This window comes from Bacillus cereus (assembly GCF_002567495.1).
Taxonomy (GTDB): Bacteria; Bacillota; Bacilli; order Bacillales; family Bacillaceae_G; genus Bacillus_A; species Bacillus_A cereus_AQ.
In genome coordinates this window covers 1-3,419 of record NZ_NVAP01000058.1, presented here as the reverse complement: position 1 = coordinate 3,419, position 3,419 = coordinate 1, and the positions used below count along the sequence as shown (strand labels likewise).

Sequence of the window (3,419 nt, the reverse complement as noted above, 5' to 3'; positions counted from 1 at the left end):
TTTGAGAACTCCTTTTATTTCTAACCTTTTTCATAATGTAACAGTTCTTTTGCTGTATGCTGATCGATAATTAATACATTTGCATACCCGCCACGTAACGCACCATCAATTGCTTTTATTTTTCTATTACCACCTGCAACTAAAATAGAGCGTTTCTTTAATTTCAGTTCCTCTAACTCAATTCCAATTGTACGCTGATTAATCTCTTCGCTACTAATATTTCCGTCTCCATCAAAGAAACGTGAACAAATGTCACCGACTGATTGTTTTTTGAGTAAACTTGTTTCATCCTTATCGAAATAACCTAATCGGAATAACAGCGCTTCGTCTCGCACTGTTCCTACAGTGAAAACTGCAATATTCGCTTGTTTCCCCATTTCGATAATGTGATGAATATGTCGATCCTGCTCTACTAATTCTTTTGTCACTGCATTATCAAATATAACTGGAAGAGGTAGATTTCTTGGCGTCGTTTGAAAAGCATCTGCAAATAAAGCTATCGTCTCATTCGCATATGTATTTACACTCGAATGACTAATGCCACCTTTTAGCTGGACAACCTCTACCCCTTTTACATGTTGCGGTACGATTTTTCTAGCAATTTCATACATCGTCATTCCCCAGCTTACACCAACAATATCACCGTTTTTAACCGTCTTTTCCATATACTCAGCAGCATATTTACTTATATACTCTGTAATCGTTGCATATTCCGGTACTGGAGAAAACACAACATGTGCCTCTAACAAGTTGTACTTTTCTTTCAGTAAATTCCCAACGTTATCTAAATCCGCAAATGGATCGGCGATGCTAATTTGAACAAACCCTTTTTCTTTCGCGTACTTTAACAATCTAGAAATCGTCGGTCTTGAAATATTTAATTTGTTAGCAATTTCTTGCTGACTATAATCTGATTGATAATATAATCTTGCAACTTCAACGCTTAATTGTTGTTTATCTTTTTCCATAGTAACTCATTACAAATCCCTTCCTGTATTTCCCTTTCGTTACAAGCATTATACAGCTTTATGCAAAAAAATTCGACTACCGAATTTTATCTAACTGAACTTCTATTCTACGTATTATATATAATGAAACCTTATTGTGTAGATTTACAAACTCAATATAGATACATTTGAAACATATAAATCGATTTATATGTAATTCATTCTTTTTTACTTTTTCTGTAGTAACGATAATAAAGCCGTTCAATAAGAAACATCGTCTAAAATGATCCCTTTGCTAAAAACTATTCAAACACCCCTCATAAACAGAAGATACTGTTTATGAGGGGTGTTTATTCAATTTAATTCTATAAAGGTTGAATGAAAGCACTGCAAGTTCTCACTTATTTAGAATAAGAGAAAAGATGATGTTTTATTTGTTCAATAAAATAATGATGGTGTATATTATCGTTAGACACTCGACTTGCCATAATAGCTCCCTCCATTGAAGATGAAAGAAAAGAAGCGAGCGATATAATATCTATATCTTCTTTAAGTTCTTGTTTCTCTACTCCTTCTTTTATGAGAGAAGCCATTAACATTACTGTATTATCATAACCTTTTGCTGCTGCTTTTTGTAATTCTGGAAATACTCCAGTACTTTCAATTGCGCTATTAAGTAATGGACAGCCTCCAGCAATAGGGGGGTTATTAGCTGCATCTTGATATACAAGGAATATTGCAAGGATTTTATCGATTGCGGTCTTTTTATTTTCCATTGCTTTATGAAAATGACTCCACATAATCTCACCACTTTTGTCGTAGGCAGCAAGGACAATTTCTTCTTTATTTTTGAATCTACGATAAATAGATCCTTTAGGTAGTTCCGTAGCTGTCATTATATCCTGGATGGATGTGCGAGTTATCCCATTAGTATTAAATAAATATAAAGATGTTTCAATAATTTTTTCTTTTACCTTATCAACTTTAGTCATGCTATGTAATCCTCCTAATAAAAACGAGCTTAACATTACAGGTAATGTTCTCCATATATTTTCTTGAATTTTTTTGTAAGTATAAATAAGTTTGGAGCGAAAATATCTTATCAATCCCCATTTTATGTGAACTTCAAACAATACAATTTGAAAAGAGGGTAACCAAATTGTATTATCCATATCATTCGAATGAATTTTCTGTTAAAAATAACATGACCAATTGTTTCAGTCATGTTATACAACTAATTTTACCTAAAATCGTAGAAGATGTAAAAATATATATTTTAGTGTATAGACATATGATTATTATATATAATCTTTATTAAGTTGTTTAGCTAAAGTGTTTGAACTACTCCCACTTTCACTTCGTATATTAAAATATCTCCCGCAGTCCTTGCGGTTAAAAGCCTTATCACTTCATTCTATAAAAGGGTAATCGGTAATGATTAATGAGTACTAAAATTTGATTGTAAATAAGAAACTGAGATATAAGTATTTTGTATTTTTGCCATTTTGATTTTGTTAATACTTTGTAAAAAGGGTTTAAAAAACTAGAAACTTATAGTATTATTAGTTTTCGGACCGAACCGTTCGGTTTAGAATCTTGTATAAATATATTTGGAAGGAGAACCTAATGCAGAAAAAAATTCAAAGGTTCTAAGTAATTTAATTATGGAGGTAATGAATTGAACTTTATTAAAATGAATCAAAAAGAACTTATTATGTTAATAATTTATACACTGTTTGTACCATTTCAAATTGGCTTGTTCATATTATTTGGCATATCACTTTTAACTAACAGCAATTTAGTTGAATCAGAATTTGCTCTTAGTGCCATCGGTTTGACTATACCTGCTATTGTGGGAATAATTTTCTTTAGGAAAGAAATTATTGAAAGTTTTACTTATTTTAAAGAGAAGACAATTTTGAAAATAGTAAGTATTCCTATGGTGGTTTTATTTACGGTAATTGTGGAACAGATTGTTATGCGTTTTCTAGCAACTGGTCAGCCAGAGAACCAAGAACAGCTCCTTGAAACGGGCGCGGAGATACCTCTTATATTTACATTGCTTGTATTTGGTATTCTAGGTCCAATACTTGAAGAAATTATATTTCGTCATATAATATTAAATCGTTTTTCACATTATATTGGTACTGCTATTGCATCTATCATTTCGATTATAATTTTTACACTTCTTCATACGAACCAGCTTTCGGATATTGCTCTTTATTTACCTGGCGCGGTGATACTTACTGCGGCTTATCTTATTTCTAACAGATCCCTTGCATATGTTATGGCGATACATATGTTAAATAATTCTATTACTTTTATTCAATTGCATATGTCATAGCAATACATATGCAATTGCACGTTTTAATGCAAAAATACTCTATGTTTCTATCGAGTATTTTTGGCACCAGAATCATTTTTTCTATGGCAAAATAAAGCCATAAGAAAGCTAATCAAAAATTATAAGAT

3 protein-coding genes are annotated in these 3,419 nt (G+C 31.6%); 1 reads left to right on the top strand and 2 read right to left on the bottom strand.

Translation table 11 applies throughout. From position 1 onward, the window contains the following. Positions 1-20: 20 nt before the first annotated feature. Together COK05_RS26810 and COK05_RS26805 are read right to left on the bottom strand one after the other, a co-directional pair. A complete protein-coding gene (locus COK05_RS26810; protein ID WP_016082054.1) occupies positions 21-968 on the bottom strand; it encodes a sugar-binding transcriptional regulator in 948 nt (315 codons plus the stop codon). Positions 969-1,348: 380 nt separating this feature from the next. After that, on the bottom strand, positions 1,349-1,939 hold the full coding sequence (locus COK05_RS26805) for a TetR/AcrR family transcriptional regulator (protein ID WP_098614964.1): 591 nt from the start codon (positions 1,937-1,939) through the stop codon (positions 1,349-1,351). 686 nt (positions 1,940-2,625) lie between these two features. Here COK05_RS26805 and COK05_RS26800 point away from each other — a divergent pair. Then, positions 2,626-3,291, top strand: coding sequence for a CPBP family intramembrane glutamic endopeptidase (locus COK05_RS26800; protein ID WP_098614963.1), 666 nt, complete (start codon positions 2,626-2,628; stop codon positions 3,289-3,291). The last annotated feature ends 128 nt before the right edge of the window (positions 3,292-3,419 follow it).